Below are 20,959 nucleotides of genomic sequence, written 5' to 3'. Positions count from 1 at the left end.
ATGACCAGCAATCTTCGCTAACGAACGAGGTGCAACCGGTATCCGCCGCCGGGGTGCGACGTGTTCACGTCAAGGGTCGCGTGATGACGCTCAGGCCTCCGATACATCCTTCGCGAAATGCTCGGCGACATCCCTGGACATGACACTGACCATCTTCACGGCCTGCTTGAGCTCTTCGTGGCTCACGTTGAATTTCCTGCTGCAGTAATCCAGCTCGTAGCGTTCGTGCACGTTGATCCTGGCGCGGTCCTGCGCACCTGCCTTGGGTTTCTCTTCCGCCATGGTGGCTCTCCCTGCTTGTCGACAGTGACACGACGAAAATCGTCGTGGTCCACTCTGGTTTCACACACGCAGGATTCCAGCGCCCCGCGGGCTCAGGAAATCTCGGCTGGCGGCGTGTGCTCTAGGAAGCGGATGTGGCCAGCGGCTCCGCCGTCCGTTCCCGCCCGATCAGCGTCGTTCCGAGGGAAGCGACGACGATCGCGGCGATCCCTATCCATTTCACCAGCGGCAGCGTCTCGCCCAGCAGGAACGTTCCCATCATGGCGCCGACCGCGGGTTCTCCGCTGGTGAGAATGCCGAAGCTCTTGGCGGGCAGGCGTTTCAGGGCGAACATCTCCAGGGAATACGGGATCGCGCTGGAAAGCACGGCGACGACCAGGCCCGCAGCCAAAATCGACGGCTGCAAAAGGCTGGCACCAGCGCCCGCGATGCCGAACGGCGTGACGATGATGGCCGCGACCGACATGCCGACCGCCGCCGCCTGCGGACCGAGCGCGCCGCCCGCACGCTTGCCCGCGAGGATATAGAGGCCCCAGAAAACGCCAGCGCTGGCCGCGCAGACGATGCCCCATGGGTCCAGCCCCTGTCGGCTGCCGCCGAACGGAAGCAGAAGCAGGAGCCCGGCGATCGCCAGCGCGACCCAGGCGAGATCGGACCGGCGCCGGGACGAGGCGATAGCCACCGTCAACGGACCGAGAAACTCCACCGCAATCGCGATGCCGAGCGGAATCCGCGAAATCGACATGTAGAACAGGAGGTTCATGCCGCCGAGGGCGCAGCCGTAGACAAGGCCGGCGAGAGCCGTCTCCCAGCTGAGGCGCAGGCGCCAGATTCGCTGAAGGATCGACAGGATGACCGCTGCGATCAGAAGGCGCAGTGCCGTCGTGCCAGCCGCTCCGATCAGCGGGAAGAGGCCCTTGGCGAAGGTCGCGCCGAGGCAAATGGAAGCCATGGCGAGAAGCATGGCGGCCAATGGCGCGAGTTCCGATTGCCCCGCATCCCGGGCCAGCGTTCGTGTCGACATGATCCGCGAGGCATAGCTTGGGGGACCCAGCGCCTCAAGACCGTTTGCGGAAGTCTCGCGAAAACCAAGAATCCGACGATCTGTCATTCGTTAAGGCGGGTTAACTTGCCCTCGGGCACTCTCGGGCGACCGGGGGGGGGTGGTTCTATGCAGTATTTCGTCAAAATTCATACGGGAGCCACAAGCGACACTGCCGTGCAGGAATTTTCCGGCAACGACGCCGCCAAGGCGGATGTCGTGGCGTTCGCGGCGAGAATGCTCGCCGAGCTGGACGGAAAGTTCTGGAACGCACCCGAGTTGGAGGTGGTCGCGTGGGATGAGCAAGGCCGCACGATCATGAGGCTGGCCATTGCCGGTTCGATCCGCGATCTCGATGGACTATTGAGTTCGCAAGCCTGAAGGCGGTCTCTGGCGCGAATGTCTCGCGGCGTGGTGGGAGCCTGTCCCATGCGCGCCGTATCGCGGCCTCGTCCTCTATGGCCAGATCCTGGAGCAGATCGTGTCGGGCACGCTGCGCGAGGGCGACCGCCTGCCTTCCGAGAACCAGATGTGCCGCTCCTTCCAGGCGTCGCGGCCGGTGGTACGGCAGGCGTTGCTCCGGCTGCAGGCGGACGGTCTGGTCGTCTCCCGCCAAGGCTCGGGCACATTCGTCCAGCGGCGGCCGCCGGAGGGGCTGACCCGTTTCACCGCGGCCTCCACCGTGGCGGACATGCTGCGCTGCCTGGAACTGCGGATGGCGGTGGAAAGCCAGGCCGCCGCACTGGCGGCGCTGCGCCGCACACCCGCACAGCTCCACGACCTGCAGCACGCGCTGGAGGATATCGAGAAGCAGATGGGCACCGGCGAACTCGCAGTCGCCGCCGACTTCGGCTTTCACCAGGCCGTGGCGAAGGCCAGCGGAAATGCGCTGTTCGAGCAGGTGCTGCAAGGCCTGCACGACACGATCGAGCGCGGGATGACCGTCGCCCTCAGCATCACGCGGGAAGGAAGCCCGGAGCGGGCGCGGCGCGTCCATGACGAGCACCACACCATCTACCGGGCCATCGCGCAGCGCGACATGCAGGGCGCGGATCTCGCCATGCGCTACCATCTGGAGCGCCTGAGGCAACGGGTGACCGACAGCCAGCGGGATCGCTAGCGAACGCGCTGCTTGTCAGGCGACGTGAGGACTCGAGCGCCCGCTTCCGCGAGCAGCCTCAGTGCTCTTCCTCGCCCGTCTCGTCTTCGCTGCGGCCAAGCCGCCAGTAAGCGACGGCGAAATGCTGGTCCTTCTTCAGGCCGCGCTCCTTGCGGAAATGCGAGCGGATCGTCTTGAAGGCTCCGAATTCGGTCGCGGACCAGGCAAAGACGGTCCGGTCCTCGGGGATCTCGACCTGGCGGATCGCCTCCGCCAGCATGATGCCCGGCCGCGCGTCGCCACGATGCACCCAGCGTATCTCCAGGCCGCTGCCATCGGGAAGTCGCTGCTCCTCCGGAGGCCCGGAAACCTCGACCATCACCAGGCCGCGCTTCTCCGGCGAAAGCAGTTCCAGCTTGCGCGCGATCGCCGGCAGCGCCGTCTCGTCGCCAGCCAGCAGATACCACTCGGGCTCCGTGTCGATGGCCCCGCCATACGGGCCCACCACGCCGATCGTCTGGCCCGCTTTGGCGAGGGCGGCGAAGTTCGAGCCCGGACCGGCGTCCTCGTGCATGACGAAATCCACGTCGATCTCGCCTGCAACCGGATCGCAGCGGCGAACCGTGTAGCGGCGCAGCGCCGGCTTCGTGGCATTCTCGTCCCAGTGCAGAAGCCCGTCACGGCCCACGGTCGGCCAGACGAGGTCCGCGCCTTCCGGCGGAATGACGAGGCTCACATGAAAGTTCTCGGCATCGGCGAAACGCTCCAGATCCTCGCCGACAAAGGTGATCCGCCGCATATGCGGGGTGAGATCGCGTACGGCGGCGACTTGGACCGGCCTGAAATTCGGCGGCGTGACGAGGTCGCTGCCGTCGCCCGTCCACACCACGCTCGGCTCGGGCTTTCGGGCGAAGTACTTGAGGTGCCCCGCCAGCGTCATGCGCATGTAGTAGAGCCCGATCACGTCGGCGGCTTCCGCCTGCAGTTCCACCCGGCCGGGGCTCGTGCGCAGCCTTCCGCTGCCGAAGGCGAAGGTGACGACATGGGCGTCGTCGTCACGACCCAGTCCCGCATTGTGCTCGATGAAATGCTCGCACACGGCAGCCACGATCGGCTCGGGATCGGCCATGTCCACGACAGCTCTGGCGACGAGGCGGTTCATTAGGCTCCCTCCGGTCTTTCTCCGGCCGGCGAATCAGCCTCCGCAAGGGGCTGAGCCGAGGCCGAAGCCTCGCCGGACGGTGTCGGCGGCAAGCCGTAGTCAAACCTGACTTTTATCGCAATGTTTTTCCAGCTCGATCGCCGAAGTGCGGTGCCTGAGCAACAAACGGCAACATTTCTGCCGCAATCCCTTTACTGGACAAAAATTGTCAGGTTTTAGTCCGGCGTTGCGTCGGGATTCGGCAGGTTCGCCTGCTGACTGCCGGCGCGGGGGAATTTCGCAGGACGGTGAGATGGTTAGGCAGAAGCAGGTGGCAGAAGGCGGTCGGGACGGATCGGTCGAGCGCGCCTTGTCCGGGACACGCAAGCGTACGCTGATGTTCCTGCTTTGCGGCACGGCGCTGGTGCTGCCGGCCCATTCCTTCGCGCAGGACGCCGCCGCTGCCGGGGACACGATCCAGCTCGACACGGTCGAGGTGCAGGGTCGTGGCGAGAGCGCCGTCGGGCCGGACGCGACGATCGTGGCCCGGAGCACCTCGACCGGCAGCAAGACCGACACCCCCTTGCAGGACCTGTCTTCGGCCGTCTCCGTGGTGACCGAGAAAGAGATGCAGACGCGCGCCGTCAACGACACGCAGGAGGCCCTGTCCTACACAGCGGGCGTTTCCACCGACGAATACGGGTCCGACGACCGCTATGACTGGGTTCGCATCCGAGGCTTCTACGAGACGGGGATCGGCATCTACAGGGATGGCCTGCCGCGTCGCTCCAACGGCTACACGGAAGGCAAGATCGAGCCTTACGGGCTGCAACGCTACGAGATCCTGAAGGGGTCCACCTCGACCCTGTTCGGCCTGAATGCGCCGGGCGGCCTCGTCAACGCGATCACCAAGCGGCCGCGGTCGGAGAAGTTCGGCGAGGTCTACACCACGCTGGGCGACGGCCATGTCGAGACGGGGACCGATTTCGGCGGACCGCTCGACGCTGACGCCAAGTGGAGCTACCGCATGACGGCCAAGTGGCAGGACGCGGATCGGAACGCGGATCACACGCAGGACGATCATTTCTATGTCGCCCCGGCCGTCACCTGGCGCCCGAACGACACCACCTCGCTGACGGTTCTGGGCGATTACAACAAGCGCAAGAGCGATTCAGGCCACGCCATTCCGCTCGGCTCCGGCATCGATCCGGACGCCTTCCTTGGCGAGCCGGACTTCGACAAGTTCAACAGCACCGAGAAGAGCATCGGCTACCTCTTCGAGCATGATTTCGAGAACGGCCTGAAGTTCCGCCAGAACGCCCGTTACACCGATCTCGAAGTGAGCCTGGAATCGGTCTACGGCGCATCCGCCGATGAGGCCGCAGGCCGGTACGCCTATGCGGTCGACGGCCACACCAGGCAGTTTTCCATCGACAGCCAGCTTGAATATTCGGCCAGCTTCGGCCGGTTCGACAGCCGCACGCTGCTCGGAACCGACTACACGCACCTCAAGACCCACGAATTCCGCCAGTACGGCACCGCAGCCGGGATCGACATCTACAATCCCGTTTATTGCGGCCGGTCCTGCGTCGATCTGACGACCGGCAGCAACTGGGATAACAAGCAGGACGCCAACGGCGTCTATCTCCAGGAGGAGCTGACGCTCGACAAGCGCTGGATCCTGACGCTGGGCGGCCGCTTCGACTGGATCCACACCGAAACCGACTTCTCCGACACCGGCATCGGCTACGACGCCAACGACGATGCCTTCACCAAGCGGATCGGGCTTACCTACAAGGCCTTCGACAACCTGTCGCTCTACGGGAACTACTCGGAATCCTTCCAGCCCATCGATGCGGATCGCACATCCCTTGTCGGCAAGCCCGAGCCGCAGGAGGGCAAGCAATACGAGATCGGCGCCAAGTTCCGGCCGGGCGACCTGAACGCCCTGTTCACGGTGGCACTGTTCGATCTCACGCAGACCAACGTGCCCTACAACGTGAGCGTCACGGAGCAGAGCCAGGTCGGCGAGATCAACGTCAAGGGTCTGGAACTGGAAGGCAAGTTCGGGCTGACCGATCGGATCAACCTGACCGCGGCCTATTCCTACCTGGACGCCGAGATCGTGCACGACGGCGTCGGGACCACTGAAGGAAACCGCCCGCAGCTCGTGCCGAAGCATATGGCGTCGCTCTGGACGGATTACACGATCCCCGGCGATGGCGGTCGGCGCGGCGACCTGACTTTCGGCATCGGCGCGCGGTATGTCGGCAACACCTTCTCCGACAACGAGAACACGGTGAAGGTGGACGGGCACACAGTGGTGGATGCGGCGCTGTGTTATCAGGTCACGAAGAAGGCGTCGCTGGCCGTGAACGCAACCAACCTCTTCGACAAGGAATACATTTCCTCGGTCGATACGTACAGCAACAACGCCTATTACGGCGATCGCCGTACGGTGAAGGCGACCTTCAAATATACGTGGTGAACCCGGGCTTCAGCCGGTTCTCCCGGGCAACGATGGTGGCGTTCCACATGGACGAGATAAAGGCGGCCCGCGCGAGCGGGCTTCCGCATTCGAGCCGTCGGCAGGTGCTGGCCGGGATCGCGTCCGGTCTGCTCGCGCCTGTTCTTGTCGGCTCGACCCCAGCCAGCGCTTCGGCCGCCGACGAGCTCCGGTTCACCCATGCCTATGGCGAAACCGTGCTGCCCGCGCCGGCCAGGCGGGTCGTATCGCTCGGCTACACGACCCATGACGCGCTGCTCGCGCTCGGGGTGCCGCCGGTCGCGAACCGCTACTGGTTCGGCGATTACCCGTTCGGCGCGTGGCCGTGGGCACAGCCTTATCTCGACGGGACCGAGCCTGAGCTGCTGAAGGGCGAGGTGTCGATCGAGAAGGTGGCGGCGCTGCGGCCGGACCTGATCGTCGCCATCGGTTCCGGCATCTCCAGGGCGGAATATTCCGTGCTGTCGCGGATCGCGCCGGTGCTGATGCAGGAAGCGCGATATCCACCCTACGGCACGCCGTGGGACGCGCTCACCCGCACGGTGGGCCGCGCTCTCGGGCGAAGCGACGAGGCGGAGCGGCTGGTCGCGGCGACCTACAGGACATTCGCGGACGCCCGCGCCCGCAATCCGCTCTGGGCCGGCCGCACGGCGGTCGCCGCCTACCACATGAGCGGGGAGACGGGCGCTTTCGTCGGGGCGGATACGCGCGCCCGCTTCCTGGCGGACCTCGGCTTCCAGCCGACGCCCGCGATCACCCGCATCGCCGGGCCGGACGGTTTCTACGGCGCGCTGTCGCCGGAGGATCTTTCGCCGGTGGACGCGGACATCCTCGTCTGGATCGCGGCGTTCGCCATGCAGGATCTCGTCGCGCTGCCGATGCGCAAGACCTTGCGGGCGTACCGCGAGGGACGCGAGGTCGTGGCCTCTCCGCTCGTGGCCGGAGCCATGTCTTATGGCAGTGTCTTGTCCCTGCCCTTCGCGCTGAAGGCACTGGAAGCCGACCTCACCGCCGCCGTCGACGGCTCGCCCGAGACGCCGGTGAAATCGGCCGTCGAAGCGGGGCTGACCTCGTGAAGCGGTGGATCCTGCTCGCACTGCTGTTCGCGGTTGCCGTTGCGCTGTCGCTGCTTCTGGGCGTCCGTCATCTCACCCCCTCCGACGTCTGGCAGGCGGTGACCGCGCCGGACCCGCGAAACCCGGCGCATGTCACGCTCCTGACCATCCGCCTGCCCCGGCTTGCCGGCGGTCTCATCGCCGGCGCCGCGCTCGGCCTTGCGGGTACGGTGATGCAGTCGCTGACGCGAAATCCCCTCGCCGATCCCGGCATTCTCGGCGTCAATGCCGGCGCGGCGCTTGCCGTCGTGCTCGGCGCCTTGCTGCTGGGGCGCGCCGATAACGGCATCGTCACGGTCCTGGCCTTTCCCGGTGCGGCTCTGGCCTCCGTCGCCGTCTTTCTGCCGGGCGGCGGGCTCAGCGGCGATGCCGGCCCCGTCCGGCTGACGCTCGCCGGCGCGGCGCTGAATGCGCTGCTGATCTCGGCCGTCTCCGCCATCGTCCAGTTCCGGGGCGAGGCACTCGACATCCTTCGCTTCTGGATCGCCGGCTCCCTCGCTTCGGCCGCCGAACGGCCGGTCGCGGCGATGAGCCTCGTGGCACTTTGCGGCGCGGTGCTGGCGCTCGCCATCGCACCTCGGCTGGAGGTCCTGTCCCTCGGCGGGTCTCTGGCGCGGGGGCTCGGCACACGGCCCGGCATCGTGCAGGCGCAGGCGCTTCTCGCCGTCACCGCGCTGACGGGAGCGGCCGTCGCAATCGCCGGCCCCATCGGCTTTCTCGGCCTCATGGTGCCGCCCCTCGCCCGCCGCGTCGCCGGTCATTCGCTCCGGCTGGAACTCGCCGCCTCCGTGGCGCTCGGAGCTGCGATCCTGCTTCTGGCCGACACCGCGGGACGGCTGATCTTTCCGCCGGCGGAAGTCCGCGCCGGAATCATGACCGCCCTGCTCGGCGGTCCGATCTTCATCCTGATCGCCCGTCGCCTGAAGCCGGGAGCGCAGGGATGAAGAGAGTCATCGTCCTCGTCGCGCTGCTGGTCGTGGCGACCGCCGCTTCGTTGCTGATCGGCGACGTCAATCTCGGACTGGGCGCGCTCTGGCAAGGCGTCTGGGGCGGCGACGGCCCGGCGGCGCTGACGATCCGCGTGATCCGAGCGCCGCGAGTGGCGGTGGCGCTCGGCGCCGGCGCGGCCCTCGGCCTTTCCGGGGCGACATTGCAGACGCTGCTCCGCAATCCGCTCGCCGCGCCCGACATCATGGGCTTCACCTCCGGCGCCGGGCTGGCGATCCTCGTGGCGATCACCGTTGGATTGACCCTCCCCCTGCCGCTGGTCTCGGCGGCCGGCGGACTGGTGGCGGCAATCCTCGTGGTGGCGCTCGCCCATCGGCCAGGCCGGGCGACCCCCGCCGCGACCGTCGTGCTGGTCGGCCTCGGCATCGGCTTCACCACCACGGCGATCGGCACCTTCCTGATGACGCGCCTGCCCTCCGCCGGGGCGACCGAAGCGCAGCGCTGGCTGACCGGCTCGCTTGCCGCCCGCGACTGGGGCCATGCTTGCCAGATCTGGGGCATCGGCGCGGTCCTTGCCCTTCTGCTGGCGCTGCAGGTGCGCGGGCTGGGACTGCTGGAACTCGGCAACGACCTCGCCGCCGGCCTTGGCCTCAGGGTGGAACGAACGCGCTGGATGCTGGCCGCGACCGCCGTGGCGCTGTCGGCGGCCGGGGTGGCCGTGGCCGGGCCGGTGCCCTTCGTCGCGTTGATGGCCGGCCCGCTCGGGACGCGGATGACGGGGGCGCAGAGGCCGGGCACCCGGCTGACGTCCGCGGCGGCGGCTGGCGCCGGCGTGATGCTGCTTGCCGACCTTGTGGCGCGGGCCGGCATTCCCGGCCTGCAATTGCCGATCGGCGTGATGACCGGCGCGCTCGGCGCGCCATACCTGCTCTGGCGCCTGTCGCGCGAGATAGAGAGGGGCGAGCTTTGACCGAAATGACCCTGCGCGCGGAGGCCCTGACCCTCGGCTATGGCGAGCGGCGCGTGATCGACGACCTCTCGCTCGCGCTGCCGGCCGCCCGCATGACCACGATCCTCGGCCCGAACGGCTGCGGAAAATCCACGTTGCTGCGTGCTTTCGCCCGCCTGATCCGGCCGCAGGCGGGCGTGGTGACGCTGTGCGGCGAGGACATTCACGGGCAGGACACGCGCGCGCTCGCCCGCCGCATCGCCATCCTGCCGCAGGCGCCGCTGGCGCCCGAAGGCATCAGCGTCGGCGATCTCGTGAAGCGCGGGCGCGCGCCCTGGCGTGGCCTTCTCTCGCCCTGGAGCCGGGCCGATGCGGAAGCCTGCGCCGGCGCCCTGCAGGCCGTAGGGATGACCGAGCACCAGGAGCGGCGGCTGGACGAGCTTTCCGGCGGGCAGCGTCAACGCGCCTGGCTCGCCCTCGTCCTGGCACAAGGGACGCCTTTGCTGCTTTTGGACGAGCCGACGACATGGCTCGACCTGACGCACCAGCTGGAGGTGCTGAGCCTGCTCCGGCAGCGCAATCGCGATGCCGGCACAACGGTTGTCAGCGTGCTCCATGACATCAACCTCGCCGCGCGCTTCTCCGATCACCTCATCCTGCTCGGGCCGGGCGGACTGGTGGCGGAAGGCACGCCGGAGGTTGTGGTGACGACGGAGAACCTGCAACGCGCGTTCCGCCTCGCCGCCCGCATCCAGCCCGATCCGGTGACCGACCGGCCCATGGTGATACCGCTCTGAGGACGCGCCTTCGGCTCCGGCGGTTCGTCGCGGGAACGATGGAACCGCCAAGCAGTTCTCCCTTTCGGAAGGACGCGACCTTCCCAGGCGCGTCGCATCCGTATTCCGCGCGAAGGCATGTCATGGTATCCGGCTCGGACGATGACCGATCTTGAAGAGATATTTCCGGGCGACAACGACCTGGCGCACCGCTTGCGGGGCTTCGACTGGTCGGGAACGCCTCTGGGTTCTCCGGAAACCTGGTCATCGAACCTGCGCTCGGCGCTGGGCGAGATCGTCGGCCATACAGACCGTTCGGGGCAGGCGGAATGCGCGTCCGGAACGCGAGGCACGCCGGGGAAACCAGATCGCCGGGTCCCCCACTCGCAACTCCAGCATACGGTGCGCAACATTCTTGCGGTCACGCGCTCGCTCGTCCGCCGCACAGCTGCCAACAGCGAGACGGCGGAGGAAATGGCCAGCCATCTGGAGGGGCGGCTCGACGCCCTCGCCCGGGTGCAGAACTTCGCGCTGCTCTCGTCCGACCAGACTGTCGATCTGGAGTACCTCGTGGCGGAGGAGATCGTCTTCTACAACGCCCGGGAAGGCGAGCAGGTCTTCCTCTCCGGTCCGCCGATCAAGCTGTCCGACCGGGCGGCGGAACTCTTCGGACTGGCGATCCATGAACTCGCGACCAACGCTGTCAAGTTCGGGGCGCTGACCTCTTCATCCGGGCATATTTCCATCCATTGGGAACTGGATGAGGCTGCCTCCCCTTCCCACCTCCGTTTCCACTGGGAGGAGACGGATGTGGATATCGCCGGTGAAGAGCCGGCCCGCCAAGGCTACGGCTTCGAGCTGCTGCAAAGCATGCTCGCCTACGAACTCAGGGCTCAGACCTCTCTCCGGCTGGAGCCTGACGGTCTGAAATGCACGATCGAGATGCCGTTGACCAGCAAGATCGTGCCCACCGGCGCGTGAGCCGCTTCAGCCGCGCGAGCCTCTCTCACTTCTGCTACCCCCCCCCCCGCTGGGCCGCGCCTTCGTTGGATCCGTTCCGGGTCGGCCCTTTTTCGTGCAGATAGAGATAGCCGTCGGTAAAGCCCGCGGCGTTGGTCAGGCCGTCCCAGTCCTCGATGACGAGGTTTCGCCCGGTCAGCGTGATCAACCGTTCCGCCCTCAGGTCCTTGAGCACGCGGTTCACGTGAACGGGCGAAAGCCCTATCGCGTCGCCGAATTCCGCCTGCGTCATCGGAAGTTCCAGCGCACGACCCTCGATGAGACCCGCGTCCCTGTAGCGGACCCTCAATTCGCAGAAGAGATGCGCCAGCCGCTCGTAGGCGGTGCGTCGGCCGAGATTCACCACCCATTGCCGCATCACGGCGATATCGATCATCATGTCGCGCCAGAGCGCCTCGAACAGTTCGGGCTCCTCGTGCATCAGGCCGCGGATGCGCGCATGAGGAATGCGCGCGACCACACAGGGAGACAACGTCACCAGGGTCAGGTCCAGGGTCGAAAGGCCGACGCTCTGCATATCGGGAAATGCGCCCGGCAGGTGGATCGCGATGATCTGGCGCCGCCCGTCGTCCAGCGTTTTCTCGCTGGCGGCGAAGCCTTTCAGGATCACGGCGCAGGAGTCGGGCGGGTCGCCCTCCATGAAAAGCGGCGTCTTCGCTCCGACCGCGCGAACGTTGCGCAACAGGCCTTCCAGAATCGAAGCCGATTGGGGGCTGATCCTGCTGTGCTGCCGGAGCTTCCGAAGGGGCGCGGAGCTTTCCGCGGCTTCGGCCACGGCAAGCTGGGTGTCGCCTGCCCTCATGATGTGAGTTTCGGACGGGCGACACCTCCTGCGCGCGTATCTGTCGGCAGGTCAGCCTTCAGCGCGTCGTGACCCATCATCTGCATCGAAACCTACCTTTCCCTCTATAACAATCAGCAAGGCGGTCGGTTCAGTTTCGCCATAAAGATCGCGCGAAGCCGGGATCATCGGGTGGACAGCCATCAGGCGACGGCCCGGACGGCACTGAAGACGCCAGCGGAGACGTCGAGGGCGGGCCGCGAGGGCCGGCCTTTGGGGGCGGGTCTTCGATGGCGGAGGGCGGCGGCCGGAACCACTCAGGACCGCCGGTCTTCACATAAAAACGAGCAAGGTGGGGCATGGCAACCGAAGCGCACAAGGACATCGTCGTGATAGGCGGATCGCTCGGCAGCGGGCCGGTGCTGAAGCAACTGGTCGCGGATCTGCCGAAAGACCTGCCGGCCAGCATCTTCATCGCGACCCATGTGCCGACCCATGGGGCGGATTTCCTGTCCGACGTCCTGTCCAGCCGTTCGGCGCTGCCGCTGACGCGGGCCGTCGACGGGCAAGCGATCGAGCGTGGCCACATCTATCTTGCCGTGCCGGACCGGCACCTGCTCCTGATCGACGGCACCATCCGGCTGGGAGAAGGCCCACGCGAGAACATGACGCGCCCTGCCGTCGACCCGCTGTTTCGCTCCGCCGCCCTCTCCTATGGACCGCGCGCCATCGGCGTGGTGCTGACTGGAATGCTGAACGACGGCGCTTCGGGGCTCCACGCCATCAAGTCGTGCGGGGGAACCGCCGTGGTGCAGCACCCTCTCGATGCGCAGGCGGACCAGATGCCGCTGGCCGCGCTGCAGGCGACCGAAGTCGACCACGTCGCGCCGGCATCGCGGCTTCCAAACCTGATCGCGGAACTCGTGGGAAGCCGGGCGGGGCCGGCCCTCACGCCTCCGCCCGAACTGGAACTGGAAATCAGGATTGCCGCCGGGGCAAGGCTGGGCAGCGCGGCGCTGAGAGAGATCGCCACGCCGAGCGCCCTCTCCTGCCCGGATTGCCATGGCGTGCTCTCCGAGGTGGACGGCGCGCATCCCCTGCGATTCCGCTGCCAGATCGGGCATTCCTACACGGCGGAAGTTCTGGCCTCGCGTGCCGAGGAGGTCAACGAAGCGGTCCGCATCGCCATGCGGGTGATGGAGGAGCGCGTGACGCTGGTGGAACGCATGGCGGCCGATGCACGCCAGACCGGCCGGACCGCCGTGGCGGAGCTCTATGAATCGCGCGCCGAGGAATATCGCGGCTACGCGAACACATTGCGCGAGGCGGCGATCGCATCGCTTCGCCTCGGAAAAGACCCAAGCGAACAGGAGATGTGATAGAGTTTCGTTTTTAAGCCCATCGAACATTTATCCTGGGCAACGACCGCTCCGAGGGCCTCGCATGGACCAGCATTTGAGGGAACCCTCGCAAGAGCAGAACCAGGAAGGGTCCGCCAAGCTGATGGCCGTCGTCGGCGTGGGCGTCTGCGTGGCCTCGCTCCGGTCGCTGGAAGCGCTTTTCGCGGAACTCGACTCCACCACAGGCGCGGCCTACCTGATCGCGGTTCGACAGCAGGAAGGCCTGACCGTAGAAGCCGTTCTCGATGTTCTGAAGCGGCAATCGTCCCTGGAAATCGACATCGCCCGCGACGGCGAGAAGCTTGAGCCGAACCACGTCTATGTCGGCGGTCCCGACGACATGATCGCGATCACGGACGGCCATCTCAGGATCCACCCGGCCCGCGAGCCGGTGGGTCATCGCGGCACGATCGACTCCATGCTGATTTCGCTGGCCGAGCACGCGCACGACCGGGCGATCGCCGTCCTCCTCTCGGGGCTCGGCAGCGATGGCACGGCCGGTGTGGTGGCGACCAAGACGCTCGGTGGCCTTTCCATCGCCGAACTCGTAGAGGGCCAGGAGCCGAAGGCGCAGGGATCGGCCGATCCCGCCGCCGTTGCCGACCTTCACCTGCCCATCAACCGCATCCCGACGGAGATCCGCCGCTATGCCAGCACGCTTTCGCTGATTGGCGGAAGCGGCGGCAAGGAAGAGGTGCCCGAGGAAATCGAGGCGCAGGTCACGCAGGTCGCGACCATCCTCCGGAACACGACCAGCCACGATTTTCACGGCTACAAGCGCGGCACTTTCATCCGCCGCATCCAGCGCCGCCTGCAGGTGACGCAGACACCGGACGTGGAAACCTATATCGCGCGGCTGCGAAGCGACCGCGACGAGGTGCAGAACCTTTTCCAGGATCTCCTGATCGGCGTCACCCAGTTCTTCCGCGATCCGCAGGAGTTCGACGCGCTGGAGCGCGAGATCCCACGGCTTTTCAAGAACAAGGGGCCCGGCGACCAGGTGCGGGTCTGGGTGCTGGGCTGCGCGACCGGCGAGGAAGCCTATTCCATCGCGATCCTGCTGCGCGAGCACATGGCGACGCTCAACCATCCGCCGGAGGTGCAGATCTTCGCGACCGACCTCGATGCGCGTGCTCTCAATCTCGCTCGCGCCGGCCGCTATACCCACGCCATCGCCCCGCATATCCGGCCCGACCGGCTGGAGCGCTGGTTCGTGCGCGAGGGCGACACCTATTGCGTGACCAAGGAGCTGCGGGAAATCTGCATCTTCTCGCCGCACAACATCGTCAAGGACGCGCCGTTCTCCCGCGTCGACATCCTGTCGTGCCGCAACCTGCTGATCTACCTGAACACGGAGCTGCAGAACCGGGTCATCCCGATCTTTCACTTCTCCCTCGTGCCGGGCGGCGTGCTGTTCCTGGGTTCGTCGGAAAACGTCACGCGCCACAACAAGCTTTTCGCGCCGATCGATCGCAAGAGCCGCGTGTTCCGCCGGCTGGAAACAGCCACCCGCATCCTGCCGAGTTTCCCGCTGACGCCGCGCACGCGCGCCACCGAGATGAACGAGGCGGCGCCTCCCGTCGCGCCGGTCGTCAACCGGCTTACCGCCGCGATCAGCCGCCAGGCGGAAGCCGTAGCGGAGCGCTTCGCGCCGGCCTATGTCGTCGTCGACACGCAGTACGACGTGCTGCATTTCTCCGGCCGCACGGGCCGCTATCTGGAGCCGTCGGCCGGCGCGGCCTCCCTCAACATCCTGAACCTCGTCCATCGCGAGCTTCGCCTCGACCTCCGTTCCGCGTTGCAGCGGGCGAGCGCGGAGGGACGGCGGGTCGAGCTGCCCGGGCTGGTTCTCCAGCAGGACGGGCGGCCCTGCGGCGTCAACATCGCCGTCGAGCCCATCGGGAACTCCGACATCGCGTCCTTTGTCGTGCTCTTCCAGGACACCGGGCCGGTCAGCGACGGCGCGCGGGAGCCCGGTGACCGTTCCGTCATCGACGAGCACGTGCAGCGCCTGGAAGCCGAGCTCCGAGTGACGCGCGAGCGGCTGCAGACCACGATCGAGGAACTGGAATCGACCAATGAGGAGCTGAAATCCTCAAACGAGGAATACCAGTCCATCAACGAGGAATTGCAGTCGGCGAACGAGGAGATGGAAACCTCCAAGGAGGAGCTCCAGTCCGTTAACGAGGAACTGCAGACCGTCAATGGCGAGCTTGCCCACCGGGTTTCAGAGCTCGCCCGCATCAATTCCGACCTCAAGAACCTCCTGGAATCCACGCAGATCGCGACCGTCTTCCTCGACAACGACCTGCGGGTGCGGAACTTCACGCCGACGGCGGTGGACGTGTTCCACCTGCTGGAAACCGACGTCGGCCGGCCGCTCGACCATGTGGTGTCGCGCGTCTCCTATCCCGAGCTGGCGGATGATGTGCGCCGGGTCCTGAAGACGCTGGTGCCCATCGCGCGCGAGGTGCGGGACGCGCGGTCGGAGCGTCAGTTCGCCGCCAGCGTCCTGCCCTATCGCAGCGTCGACAATTACATCAACGGCGCCGTCGTCACCTTCACCGAGCTGACCGCGCTGAACCGCGCCGAGGCGGCCCTGCGGGAAAGCGAAGAGCGGTTCCGCGCCTATGTCAACGCGAGTTCCGACGCGGTCTACCGGATGAGTGCCGACTGGAGCGAGATGTTCCAGCTCAGCGGGCAGGAGTTCATCTCCGACACCGAAATGTCCACCCGGACCTGGATGGAATCCTTCATCGACCCCGCCGATCAGGCGGCGGTTCAAGCCGCCATCGACAGGGCGATCGGCACGCGAAGCATGTTCGAGCTGGAACATCGGATGCGCCGCGTCGATGGCAGCCTGGGCTGGGCCTACACCCGCGCGGTGCCGATCCTCAACGACAAGGGCGAGCTGGTGGAATGGATGGGAGCCGCCAGCGATGTGACGGCCCCGCATGAAGCCGAGGACGCGGTGCGGGAAAGCGAGGAGCGGCTGCACTCGCTGGTCGAGGGATTGCCGCAGCTCGTCTGGCGCGCGGTCGATGATGGCAAGTGGACCTGGGCGAGCCGCCAATGGGCGGAATATACCGGCCAGAGCGAGGCGGAGAGCCGTGACTGGGGCTGGCTGGAAGCCTTGCACCCGGATGACCGCGCGGCCGCCCGGGCGGCCTGGACCAAGGCCGCCGAAGACGGCGTCATCGGCATCGAGTGCCGTATCTGCCGCAAGAGCGACGGCAGCTATCGCTGGTTCCAGACGCGCGCGACCCCGGTGGGCGACGAGCGCGGCGCCATCGTGGAATGGATCGGCACCTCCACCGATATCGACGACCTCCGCGAGTTGCAGGAGCGTCAGGGCGTTCTCGTGGGAGAGCTCCAGCATCGCACCCGCAACCTTATCGGCGTGGTCCGCTCGCTGGCGGAGAAGACCAGCCGCAGCAGCACCGACCTGATCGACTTCCGCGATCGCTTCCGTGACCGGCTGGACGCGCTTGCCCGCGTGCAGGGGCTGCTGTCGAGGCTGAAAGAGCATGACCGGGTCTCGTTCGACGAGCTGATCCGGACCGAACTGTCGGCGTTGGACGCCAGCAGCAGCCGCATCGAGCTGGAAGGCCCTTCGGCCATCCGCCTGCCGTCCGCCACCGTGCAGATGCTGGCCATGACGCTGCATGAACTCGCCACCAACGCGGTCAAGTACGGCGCGCTCGGCCAACCGACGGCGAAACTGGCCGTCAACTGGGCACTGGAGCCGGATGGCGATGGCGGCCGTCGCTGGCTCCATATCGAATGGCGCGAAACCGGGGTCGCCATGCATCCTGCCGACGGAGACGCCTCGGTCGGCGGGCAGGGCCGCGAGCTGATCGAGCGCGCCCTGCCCTATCAGCTTGGCGCCCACACCACCTACGAGCTGGGCCCGGACGGCGTTCGCTGCACGATCTCCATGCCGCTTTCGACAAGAGTTACCAGAAAGGACGGGGAGCATGTCTGAATCGCCCCTCAGCGGATGCCGCATCCTGATCGCGGAAGATGAGTACCTGCTGGCCGACGAGCTTCGCACCGGGCTCAGCGAGGCCGGCGCGGTGGTCGTAGGGCCGGCGGGCAGCCTTGAAGACGTGCTCGGTCTGATCGATTCCGAGGCGCGCATCGATGGCGCCGTTCTCGACGTGAACCTCCGAGGCGACATGGCCTTTGCCGCCGCCGACCTGCTGAAGGAACGCGGCGTGCCCTTCGTGTTCACGACGGGCTACGACGCCTCCTTCATCCCCAGCCGCTTCCAGACCGCCGTGCGCTGCGAAAAGCCGGTCAACATGAAAAAGCTGACCCGTGTGATCGGACAGGTGCTCCAGACAAGCTGATCGCCGCCGTCCGCCGGGTCCTTCAGGCGGCAATGCAATGGAAAATCGGGCCGGTCGAAGGCGGCGCGAGGCGTATGGCCTGATCGCCGCTCCTGCGCCATGGTGCGACTCGCTCGCCACTGCCGCAGGAAACCATGTCCGGCTACGTCCTCGCCATCGACCAGGGAACGACTTCCAGTCGCGCCATCGTCTTCGATGACCGGTTCCGGGTCGTGGGGCTCGGCCAGGAGGAATTCCGCCAGCATCTCCCCCGCTCCGGCTGGGTCGAGCACGACCCGGAAGAGATCTGGCGCACCACCCTCTCCACCATGCGCTCGGCGCTCGCCTATTCTTCCCTCTCCGCCTCCGACCTCGCCGCCATCGGCATCGCCAACCAGCGCGAAACCACTGTGCTCTGGGATCGTCGAACGGGCCTGCCGATCCATAACGCCATCGTCTGGCAGGACCGCCGAACATCGGAGATGTGCCGCCGGCTGGTGGCCGAAGGCACGGAACCGGAGATCACCGCCAGGACCGGGCTGATCGTCGATCCCTATTTCGCTGGCACCAAGATCGCCTGGCTCCTCGATAATGTCGAAGGTGCGCGCCGACTGGCGGAAGACGGGCATCTCGCCTTCGGGACCATCGACTCCTTCCTGCTCTGGCGGCTGACCGGCGGCCGCGTCCACGCGACCGACACCACCAACGCCTCGCGCACCATGCTGTTCGATATCGAGGCGAACGCCTGGGACGCCGACCTGCTGCGGCTGCTCGATATTCCCGGGGCGGTCCTGCCGGAGGTCCGCGACTGCGATGCGGATTTCGGCACGACCGACCCGTCCCTGTTCGGTGTGGCGATCCCCATCCGCGGCGTGGCCGGCGACCAGCACGCCGCCGCGATCGGTCAGGCCTGTTTCCGCCCCGGCATGGTCAAGGCCACTTACGGCACCGGCTGCTTCGCCCTGCTCAATACGGGGAGCGAGCGTGTCGCCTCCGGCAGCCGCATGCTGACCACGGTCGGCTACCGGCTTGCCGGCCGCACGACATACGCGCTGGAAGGCTCGATCTTCGTCGCGGGCGCGGCGGTCCAATGGCTCCGCGACGAGCTCCGCCTGATCTCGTCCGCCCCGGAAAGCGGGCCGCTTGCAGAGAATGCCGACGCGGAGCAGGACGTCGTCATGGTCCCGGCCTTTACCGGCCTTGGCGCGCCATGGTGGGACGCGGAGGCGCGTGGCGCGATCTTCGGGCTGACACGACGCTCCGGGCCGCGCGAACTGGCGCGCGCCGCCCTGGAGGCGACATGCTTCCAGACGTCCGACCTTCTCGCCGCCATGCGCCGGGACTGCCCGCAAGCGTCCGACACAGTGCTGCGGGTGGATGGCGGCATGGTCGCGTCCGACTGGACGATGCAGCGTCTCTCCGATCTTCTGGACGCGCCGGTCGACCGCCCGGTCGTTCTCGAAACCACAGCCCTCGGCGCGGCCTGGATCGCCGGACAGAAGGCGGGCGTGTGGCCGGGAATGGATGGCTTTGCCGAGCAGTGGCGGCTGGAGCGCCGCTTCGAACCCGGAATGGAGGGCGCGGAACGCGCGCGCCGCCTCGGGCTCTGGGAAGACGCCGTGCGCCGCACCCGCTCCACGTTCTAGAGCCCCCGTAACTCTTCTACTGCACCGGTCCCGCAGAGGTTGTTTTCGCTCGCATTCCGGCAGTAATGTAGACCTTCCTTGCGCCGCTATCGCTTCGACACCTCACAAAGAACCCTCCCCTGACGAGGAACTTCGATGGGCGGATCGTGTTCTCCGCGAACAAGGAGAACAGGATGAAGAATTTCCTCATGGCCGGGATCGTCGGCCTCACCACCTTCGGCTCGGTCGCGTTCGCGCAGACCCCCTCCGTGACCGATGCGGAGTTCGTCACCAAGGCGTCCGTGGGCAACACGTTCGAGGTCGAGGAAGCGAAAATCGCCCTGCAGCAGGCATCCGACGCCAAGCTGAAGCAGTTCGCCCAGAAGATGATCGACGACCACACCGACGCCGAAAAGAAGCTGGCGACCGCCGCAGGCAAGGCGGGCGACCAGCCCCAGACGACCCTCGACCAGCCGCACCAGGCGATGCTCGACAACCTGAAGACCTTCAACGGCACGGACTTCGACAAGATCTATATCGCCGACCAGATCGCGGCCCACGACGAGACCGTGAACCTGCTCTCCGACTACAAGCAGAACGGCCAGAACAACGACCTGAAGTCATGGGCCGACGACAGCCTCACCGTGGTCAAGGGCCACAAGGCCATGATCGACGCGATGTAAGCGTCGCCGCCATCGTTTCCGGGCCCTTTCCGGACCCGCTCCGGCCCAGCACAAACATTCAGGATCAACCATGAACGCCATCAAGCTCACGAGGACGACCGCACTGGCCCTCGTCCTCCTGTCCGGCACCGCGCTGGCCCAATCGGCCCCGCAGACGGATGCGCAGAAGACCAACTCGCAGGAAACCGTGAAGGACAAGGTGCAGAACGCCGTCCGCAGCGTCACCGGCAATCCGCTCGCCGAGGTCGACACGGACATGAAGCATGTCCTCGACGCCATGGCCGCGATGAAGCCGAAGCCGCTGCCGGATCTCGGCGCGACCGAGGCACGCCAGCAGCCCACCGCTGCGGACGGTGCCAACCAGGTGTTGCGCGAGCAGGGCAAGAGCACCCTGCCCGACCCTGCCGTGATGCGGAAGAACATCCTCGTCGACGGTGGCAAGGAAAAGATCGTCGCGACCGTCTTCAAGCCGGCCAACGCTTCCGGCCCGCTTCCGGTGATCGTCTATTACCACGGCGGCGGCTTCGTGATCGCCAACAACAGCACCTATGCCGCGAGCGCCGAGCTGCTTGCCAAGGAAGTCGGCGCGGTCGTCGTATCCGTGGAATACAGCAAGGCTCCGGAACACAAGTTCCCGGCCGCGCATGACGACGCCGTCGCCGCCTACAAGTGGGTGACGCAGAACGCGGCCAGCATCGGCGGAGATCCGCAGAAGATCGCGGTCGCAGGCGAAAGCGCCGGCGGGAACCTCGCCGTGAACGTGGCTATCGCCGCGCGCGACCAGAACCTGACCAAGCCGCTGCACGAGCTCATCGTCTATCCGATGGCCGGCACCAACCTCGACACCGATTCCTACAAGATGGCCGACAGCAGCAACGTCAAGCCGCTGAACAAGCCGATGATGGGTTGGTTCTACAAGAACCTCGTCAATTCGGATGCGGACATGCAGGATCCCCGGCTCGACATCGTCGGCAAGGCGGACCTGCACGGGCTCGCCCCGGCAACGGTGATCGCCGACCAGATCGATCCGCTGCAGTCGGAAGACCTGGCGCTGGCCGACAAGCTGAAGCAGGCCGGCGTGCAGGTTAACCTGCAGAATTATGACGGCGTGACACACGAGTTCTTCGGCATGGGCAAGGTCGTCGCGAAGGCCAAGCAGGCCGAGGACGTCGCGGTGAAGGACATGAAGGACGCCTTCGCGGCCAAGTAGCCCAGCCCACCGTCTTCACCCACAACGAGGCCCGCCGGATCCGTCCGGCGG

At 66.6% G+C, this 20,959-nt stretch carries 18 protein-coding genes; 14 read left to right on the top strand and 4 right to left on the bottom strand.

Translation table 11 applies throughout. The features are described from left to right. Positions 1-90 precede the first annotated feature (90 nt). Both BMY25_RS14670 and BMY25_RS14665 read right to left on the bottom strand, forming a co-directional pair. Entirely contained in the window at positions 91-282 is a 192-nt protein-coding gene (locus BMY25_RS14670; RefSeq protein ID WP_092497838.1) for a DUF3606 domain-containing protein, read from the bottom strand. Between the two features lie 121 nt (positions 283-403). Continuing rightward, positions 404-1,306 (bottom strand): EamA family transporter, encoded by a 903-nt coding sequence (locus tag BMY25_RS14665; RefSeq protein ID WP_092497836.1) that lies wholly within the window; start codon positions 1,304-1,306, stop codon positions 404-406. 147 nt (positions 1,307-1,453) lie between these two features. Between BMY25_RS14665 and BMY25_RS14660 the strand changes: the two genes are divergently transcribed. Beyond that, the gene (locus BMY25_RS14660; protein ID WP_092497834.1) at positions 1,454-1,705 is read left to right on the top strand and encodes a DUF6894 family protein; all 252 of its coding nucleotides are present in this window, start codon (positions 1,454-1,456) and stop codon (positions 1,703-1,705) included. 85 nt (positions 1,706-1,790) lie between these two features. Further along, positions 1,791-2,444, top strand: coding sequence for a FadR/GntR family transcriptional regulator (locus BMY25_RS14655; protein WP_255365508.1), 654 nt, complete (start codon positions 1,791-1,793; stop codon positions 2,442-2,444). Positions 2,445-2,502: 58 nt separating this feature from the next. Here BMY25_RS14655 and BMY25_RS14650 read toward each other — a convergent pair whose 3' ends face one another. Then, positions 2,503-3,585, bottom strand: coding sequence for a siderophore-interacting protein (locus tag BMY25_RS14650; RefSeq protein ID WP_092497832.1), 1,083 nt, complete (start codon positions 3,583-3,585; stop codon positions 2,503-2,505). 292 nt (positions 3,586-3,877) lie between these two features. Here BMY25_RS14650 and BMY25_RS14645 point away from each other — a divergent pair, with 292 nt between their 5' ends. The 6 genes from BMY25_RS14645 to BMY25_RS14620 all read left to right on the top strand — a co-directional run bounded on the left by BMY25_RS14645 (position 3,878) and on the right by BMY25_RS14620 (position 10,839). Further along, a complete protein-coding gene (locus tag BMY25_RS14645; RefSeq protein ID WP_092497830.1) occupies positions 3,878-6,052 on the top strand; it encodes a TonB-dependent siderophore receptor in 2,175 nt (724 codons plus the stop codon). 47 nt (positions 6,053-6,099) lie between these two features. Then, a complete protein-coding gene (locus BMY25_RS14640; protein WP_092497900.1) occupies positions 6,100-7,146 on the top strand; it encodes an ABC transporter substrate-binding protein in 1,047 nt (348 codons plus the stop codon). Then, positions 7,143-8,129, top strand: coding sequence for a FecCD family ABC transporter permease (locus BMY25_RS14635; protein WP_177176875.1), 987 nt, complete (start codon positions 7,143-7,145; stop codon positions 8,127-8,129). The genes BMY25_RS14640 and BMY25_RS14635 overlap by 4 nt, the downstream gene beginning before the upstream one ends. After that, positions 8,126-9,103 (top strand): FecCD family ABC transporter permease, encoded by a 978-nt coding sequence (locus tag BMY25_RS14630; protein WP_092497828.1) that lies wholly within the window; start codon positions 8,126-8,128, stop codon positions 9,101-9,103. Before BMY25_RS14635 ends, BMY25_RS14630 begins: the two co-directional genes overlap by 4 nt. Before the next feature lie 5 nt (positions 9,104-9,108). Further along, complete coding sequence (locus BMY25_RS14625) at positions 9,109-9,879, top strand: ATP-binding cassette domain-containing protein (protein ID WP_092497826.1); 771 nt, start codon at positions 9,109-9,111, stop codon at positions 9,877-9,879. Positions 9,880-10,020: 141 nt separating this feature from the next. Beyond that, the gene (locus BMY25_RS14620) at positions 10,021-10,839 is read left to right on the top strand and encodes a sensor histidine kinase (RefSeq protein WP_177176874.1); all 819 of its coding nucleotides are present in this window, start codon (positions 10,021-10,023) and stop codon (positions 10,837-10,839) included. A 34-nt stretch (positions 10,840-10,873) separates the two neighbouring features. Here the strand turns inward: BMY25_RS14620 and BMY25_RS14615 are convergent, their stop codons facing one another. Continuing rightward, the gene (locus BMY25_RS14615; RefSeq protein ID WP_092497822.1) at positions 10,874-11,680 is read right to left on the bottom strand and encodes a Crp/Fnr family transcriptional regulator; all 807 of its coding nucleotides are present in this window, start codon (positions 11,678-11,680) and stop codon (positions 10,874-10,876) included. 338 nt (positions 11,681-12,018) lie between these two features. Between BMY25_RS14615 and BMY25_RS14610 the strand changes: the two genes are divergently transcribed. The 6 genes from BMY25_RS14610 to BMY25_RS14585 all read left to right on the top strand — a co-directional run bounded on the left by BMY25_RS14610 (position 12,019) and on the right by BMY25_RS14585 (position 20,908). Beyond that, on the top strand, positions 12,019-13,038 hold the full coding sequence (locus tag BMY25_RS14610) for a chemotaxis protein CheB (protein WP_092497820.1): 1,020 nt from the start codon (positions 12,019-12,021) through the stop codon (positions 13,036-13,038). A gap of 64 nt (positions 13,039-13,102) precedes the next feature. After that, entirely contained in the window at positions 13,103-17,044 is a 3,942-nt protein-coding gene (locus tag BMY25_RS14605; protein ID WP_092497818.1) for a CheR family methyltransferase, read from the top strand. After that, entirely contained in the window at positions 17,037-17,411 is a 375-nt protein-coding gene (locus tag BMY25_RS14600; RefSeq protein WP_092497816.1) for a response regulator, read from the top strand. The genes BMY25_RS14605 and BMY25_RS14600 overlap by 8 nt, the downstream gene beginning before the upstream one ends. A 134-nt stretch (positions 17,412-17,545) precedes the next feature. After that, positions 17,546-19,036, top strand: a complete 1,491-nt coding sequence (glpK, locus tag BMY25_RS14595; protein ID WP_092497814.1) for a glycerol kinase GlpK — start codon at positions 17,546-17,548, stop codon at positions 19,034-19,036. Between the two features lie 173 nt (positions 19,037-19,209). Further along, on the top strand, positions 19,210-19,698 hold the full coding sequence (locus BMY25_RS14590; protein ID WP_143061983.1) for a DUF4142 domain-containing protein: 489 nt from the start codon (positions 19,210-19,212) through the stop codon (positions 19,696-19,698). A gap of 70 nt (positions 19,699-19,768) precedes the next feature. Beyond that, on the top strand, positions 19,769-20,908 hold the full coding sequence (locus BMY25_RS14585) for an alpha/beta hydrolase (protein WP_092497810.1): 1,140 nt from the start codon (positions 19,769-19,771) through the stop codon (positions 20,906-20,908). Positions 20,909-20,959: the final 51 nt, after the last annotated feature.

Source organism: Faunimonas pinastri (assembly GCF_900110915.1).
Taxonomy (GTDB): Bacteria; Pseudomonadota; Alphaproteobacteria; order Rhizobiales; family Afifellaceae; genus Faunimonas; species Faunimonas pinastri.
Note: the sequence above shows the minus strand (reverse complement) of the source record. Positions and strands in the feature narration are given on the sequence as shown.